Origin of the sequence: Cellulomonas rhizosphaerae (assembly GCF_003470205.1) — a bacterium.
GTDB classification, from domain to species: Bacteria; Actinomycetota; Actinomycetes; order Actinomycetales; family Cellulomonadaceae; genus Cellulomonas; species Cellulomonas rhizosphaerae.
Map to the genome: position 1 here is coordinate 1 of NZ_QWKP01000071.1, position 4,843 is coordinate 4,843.

Here is a 4,843-nt window from a genome sequence, read left to right on the forward strand (position 1 = left end):
CGGTCGCGTCGCCCGGCGTCGGCTGGTCCGCCCAGCCCGACCAGGCGCCGGTCGCGCGGCAGAACCCGGCCGCCCCCGCCCCCGCAGCAGATCCCGACGAGATCGCCCCCGCGTGGGCGCCGGTCGCCGCCGGCCTGCCCGCCGCCGAGTCCGCGGCCTCCCCGCACGTCGACGAGTTCGACGACGAGGAGGTCGAGCGCAAGCCACGGCACCCGTACACCTGGCTGCATCTGATCGTGCTCGCGCTGGTCGCCTTCGTGCTCGGCTTCCTCATCATGCTGCTCGTCGTGAACGGCCGTCCTGACGGCAGCGCCTCGGGCGCGACGACGGGCGGCGTGCACCTCGCGTCGTCGGGCGCCGTCACACCCTCGTCCCGCTGATCCCCTGATCCAAGGAGTCCCGTGCCTGCCACCGAACGCGCCGTCGAGCTTGCCATCGCGGCAGCCCGCGCAGCTTCCGACATCAAGGCCGAGGAGATCATCGCGCTCGACGTGAGCGAGCAGCTCGTCCTGACCGACGTGTTCCTCATCGCGTCCGGCACCAACGAGCGCCAGGTCGGCGCCATCGTCGACGCCGTCGAGGAGGCCCTGCACAAGCTGGGCGCCAAGCCGGTGCGCCGCGAGGGCAAGTCGGCCGGGCGCTGGGTGCTCGTCGACTTCGGCGACGTCGTCGTGCACGTCCAGCACTCCGAGGACCGCGTCTACTACGCGCTCGAGCGCCTCTGGAAGGACTGCCCGGTCATCGAGCTGCCCGAGGACGCGAGGGGCACCGAGCCGAGCGACGTGGCGTGACGGCCGGCCGGCTGCTGCTCTGGCGGCACGGACGCACCGCCTTCAACGCCGAGGCCCGCCTCCAGGGGCAGGTCGACATCCCGCTCGACGACGTCGGGCGCTGGCAGGCCCGCACAGCCGCCGCGCGCATGCTCGAGCGCCACGAGCCGACGCACATCATCGCCTCGGACCTGGTCCGCGCCGACGAGACCGCGCGCTTCCTGGCGCGCGCCGCCGGCCTCGAGGTCGTCCCCGACGTCCGCGTGCGCGAGCGCGCGTTCGGCGAGTGGGAGGGCCTGACGGGCGACGAGATCCAGGCGAGCTGGCCCGAGGACTTCGCGCTGTGGCGCGCCGGGGGAGAGCCCCAGCGCGTCGGCGCCGAGACCCGCGCGCAGGTCGCCGCCCGCATGGCCGCGGCCATCGCCGAGCAGGCCGCCGCCCTGGGCAAGGGCGACACGCTCGTCGTCGTCTCGCACGGCGCGGCGATCAGCTCCGCGGTCGGCGAGCTGCTCGGCATGGCGCCCGAGTGGCGCGGCATCGTGGGCATGCTCAACGCGCACTGGGCCGAGCTCATCTCGTCGACCGCCGACGGCCAGGCCTCCTGGCGCCTGACGGGCTACAACCTGGGCCCGACGGATGCGTCCTCGGACTGGAACGCCGGACCCGACACCGCGCACGGCTCCGAGGCCGACGCGCCGACCCGCGACCCGGACTGATGCCCGATTGGCTTTCCGGGCTCGGATCGTCTTAAACTCTCCGAGCGCCCGCAAGGGTGTGGTGGTCCGCTCCGGTGGGCCGCGGGGCTGTGGCGCAGCTGGTAGCGCACCTGCATGGCATGCAGGGGGTCAGGGGTTCGAATCCCCTCAGCTCCACCGAAGTAGCAGGTCAGAGGCCACGTCAGGATCCTGAAACCAGGTGATCCGCGTGGCCCCTAGCCATTTCGGGCCGGGATCATCTCGGCATCGAGCCCGCAGGGCCCCGTCTCGGACCGCCGCGGCGCGTCGTGGACGTCTGCGGCACACCTGCTGGCGAGGGCACCTCCGTGAGGTCAGCCACAGGGTCCCTCGACGACGCTGTCGGAGTTCGCCGCGTTCCTGCCGGCCGGCGGTCAGGCGCCGGACGACTTGGGGCCTACAGGTGGGACTCGTCAACCGTGGGCGCCCGACTGATGGACACCGGAGCGCGCGTGGCCGCGGTCGGGGTGTGCTGCAGATCATGACGACTCAGCCCGCCGCCAGCGCAACCCGGCTGCTGACGGAGGACGACGCAGAGCCGCTCACCGCGCTCCTGCGCGCGAACCGCGACTTCCTCGCCCCGTGGGACCCGCACCGCGAGGACGCGTTCTTCACCGTGCCGGAGCAGGCCGCCATCGCTCGTCGGGCGCTCGACGCCTACGCGGCCGGGACGCTGCTTCCCTGGGTGGTCGTCGCCACGGACGGCTCGATCGTGGGCCGCCTCAACCTCGCTGGCATCACACGGGGCCCGTTCCAGTCTGCCGGGATGGGCTACTGGGTCGCCCGGGCCGCCAACGGCCGTGGTCTGGCCACCGCGGCGGTGGGTGAGGCCGTCGCCACCGCGTTCGGCGCGCTGGGTCTGCACCGGGTGCAGGCCGAGACGCTGCCGCACAACGTCGCGTCGCGACGGGTGCTGGCGAAGAACGGCTTCCGTGAGTACGGACTCGCCCCGCGGTACCTGAACATCGGCGGCCGCTGGCAGGACCACGTGATGTTCCAGCGCCTGGCGGACGACTCGCCCTGAGGCCGGCCCCCGGCACCGCGCGGTTCTCGAGGTGGAATCTGACGGGCAACGCACAGTGCTCAGGTCTTGGGAGCGACCGCTCGCATGACGTGCTCGATGAGCACTCGGAGCTCGGTGGTGTCGTGCAGGTCGCCCTGGTGGAGCAGGAGTCGGTAGTAGAGCGGCGCGTAGAGCAGCTCGATGACGAGATTCGGGTCGGCGTCCTGACTGATCTGCCCCACGTCGCGCGCCTTGACCAAGCGGCGGCGCGCATCCTCGACCCGCGGACCGAAGAGGTCGTCGACGAGGCCGCGTGCAAGCATCGGGTCGTGTTGCGTGTCGGCGATCAGGCCGACGAGAGCCGGACCGAACCGTCGATCTGAGAACAGGCCGCGGACCAGGCCCTCCATCTGCACCACCAGGTCCTCGAGCAGATCTCCGCTGTCGGGGAAGTCAGCGGCAGGATTGGCCGCGTCGTCGAGGGCTTCGAGAACGACCGCACCCTTGGAGGGCCACCAACGGTAGATCGTCTTCTTGCTGACCCCGGCCCGCGCGGCGATTGCCTCCACGGTCACGGGGCCGTACCCCTGATCCGCGCACAGATCGAGGCTCGCGTCCAGGATGGCGCGGCGGCTCGACGCGCTCCGCCGCCGGTGCGGTGGCTGTGCCGACGCGCTCGGGGTTTCGGGCATGCGACCGACTCTAGAGGAAACGACACGAATCGTGTTGACAAGTCGGATGGCGCTGAGCAAGATCGGATCAAGGGAACGGCCCGTGTCGTTTCTCTTTCTCGATCTCGGACAGCCGACGACAAGGCCGAAACGCGCCGGATTCGACATGACCCCTGAACCGCTGAGGAGCTCCACCCATGACGACAACGACGAACCAGGGCATGGCGACGACCGGGGAGATGGAAGACCCCGTCATGCACGATCGACCTTCCCTGCGCCGGGCACTCCTGGACATCGTCGATTCCGGGTTCGTCGGTATCCAGGTGCGCGTCAACGATCGTCGTGGCGAATGGGTCGGCAGCGCGGGGGAGAGCGTCCTCGGTGAGTCCACGCCGCCGCCGACGGATGGGTACATCCGGATCGGCAGCAACACCAAGACTTTCGTCGCGGCGACGGTGCTGCAGCTGATCGCCGAAGGCGCCGTCGCGCTCGACACGTCTGCCGCCGTCTACCTGCCCGACCTCACGATCGATCCCCGGATCACGGTGAGGATGCTGCTGCAGCACACGAGCGGCATCTTCAACTTCACCGGCGAGATCTACGCGGCTGAGGCTGGCGTCGAGGGCGTCCCGTGGAACGGCATGACCCTCGTGCCGGGGATCCCCTGGCAGGGCAGAGAGTGGGTCGACTCCCGGTTCACCCACCACTCGTCAGAGGACCTCGCGCGTGTGGCGCTCTCCAAGCCGGGTCGCTTCGAGCCCGGCACGGACTGGAGCTACTCGAACTCCAACTATGCGCTGCTGCGGCTCATCATCGAGGAGGTGAGCGGACGGTCGCTCGCCGAGGAGATGCACAGGCTCGTCCTCTCCCCGCTCGGGCTCACCCAGACCCAGGTGCCGGATTCCGCATCGATCCCCGATCCGCACGCCCACGCCTACTACCGCTACGGCGACGACGGTGAGGAGACGACGGTCGACGTGACCTCGCAGGACCCGTCGTGGATCTCCAGCGGGGGCGACATGATCTCCACCACCCGCGACCTCCACCTCTTCATCTCCAGCCTGACGAGCGGCCGACTCGTGCCCGAACCTCTCCTCGCAGAGATGCTGACGCCGCACCCGCCCGCCGGCTACGGGCTCGGGGTGTTCGTCCAGGACACGGGTCACGGCACCGTCATCACGCACAACGGCGGCATCGCCGGCCACGGTGCGCTCATGTACAGCTCGCCGGACGGCAGCACGACGCTGACTGCCGGGCTGAACTACGTCGACGACGCCGCCCTCTCGCTCGGTGCCGCCTTCCAGAGCGCGACCCAGAGGCTGGTCGCCGAGGTGTTCGGGAACCTCCCGACGTCTGGGGCCAGCTGATCCTCCGAACGGGCGCACCCCGGCTCGCTGAGCCGGGGCCGCGCGCCCGTGGAATCTCGTCGCGCAGTCTGGGTTCGTCGGCCAGGCTGTGCCGGTCGTCCGTCATCGAGAAGCTGGGAGCAGCACCGTGGCCCGCATCGCCATCACCGGTTCGTCGGGTGACATCGGCTCCCTCCTGCGCCCCCGCCTCCGGGCGGTCGGGCACGATCTCGTTCTCGTCGACCAGGTACCCCCTGCCGACGTGGCACCCGGTGAGCAGGTCGTGACCGCAGACATTCGCGACCTCGACTCCCTGGGA

Annotated in this window: 6 protein-coding genes and 1 tRNA gene; 6 read left to right on the top strand and 1 reads right to left on the bottom strand. The window is 70.6% G+C overall.

Going from position 1 to position 4,843, the window contains the following annotated elements; genetic code table 11:
• The 5 genes from D1825_RS18070 to D1825_RS01185 form a co-directional block, all read left to right on the top strand.
• The coding region (locus D1825_RS18070) for a hypothetical protein (protein WP_199721450.1) at positions 1-380 on the top strand (380 nt) is incomplete at its 5' end.
• Between the two features lie 21 nt (positions 381-401).
• Positions 402-791, top strand: coding sequence for a ribosome silencing factor (gene rsfS / locus D1825_RS01170; RefSeq protein ID WP_118765688.1), 390 nt, complete (start codon positions 402-404; stop codon positions 789-791).
• A complete protein-coding gene (locus tag D1825_RS01175) occupies positions 788-1,486 on the top strand; it encodes a histidine phosphatase family protein (protein ID WP_118765689.1) in 699 nt (232 codons plus the stop codon). Before rsfS ends, D1825_RS01175 begins: the two co-directional genes overlap by 4 nt.
• Before the next feature lie 83 nt (positions 1,487-1,569).
• Positions 1,570-1,642, top strand: a tRNA-Ala gene (locus D1825_RS01180).
• Between the two features lie 343 nt (positions 1,643-1,985).
• Complete coding sequence (locus tag D1825_RS01185; RefSeq protein ID WP_118765691.1) at positions 1,986-2,528, top strand: GNAT family N-acetyltransferase; 543 nt, start codon at positions 1,986-1,988, stop codon at positions 2,526-2,528.
• A 59-nt stretch (positions 2,529-2,587) separates the two neighbouring features.
• On the opposite strand, the gene D1825_RS01190 is transcribed toward D1825_RS01185, so the two are convergent.
• On the bottom strand, positions 2,588-3,199 hold the full coding sequence (locus D1825_RS01190) for a TetR/AcrR family transcriptional regulator (protein ID WP_118765690.1): 612 nt from the start codon (positions 3,197-3,199) through the stop codon (positions 2,588-2,590).
• Positions 3,200-3,375: 176 nt separating this feature from the next.
• Here D1825_RS01190 and D1825_RS01195 point away from each other — a divergent pair, with 176 nt between their 5' ends.
• Positions 3,376-4,545: a serine hydrolase domain-containing protein gene (locus tag D1825_RS01195; RefSeq protein WP_233549550.1), complete on the top strand. Its 1,170-nt coding sequence runs from the start codon at positions 3,376-3,378 to the stop codon at positions 4,543-4,545.
• Positions 4,546-4,843 lie beyond the last annotated feature (298 nt).

What these genes read in the sequence shown, in the direction of transcription:
- D1825_RS01195 (WP_233549550.1), top strand. Translation starts at nt 3,376, where the DNA reads ATGACGACAACGACGAACCAGGGCATGGCGACGACCGGGGAGATGGAA.
- D1825_RS01185 (WP_118765691.1), top strand. Translation starts at nt 1,986, where the DNA reads ATGACGACTCAGCCCGCCGCCAGCGCAACCCGGCTGCTGACGGAGGAC.
- D1825_RS01190 (WP_118765690.1), bottom strand. Translation starts at nt 3,199, where the DNA reads ATGCCCGAAACCCCGAGCGCGTCGGCACAGCCACCGCACCGGCGGCGG.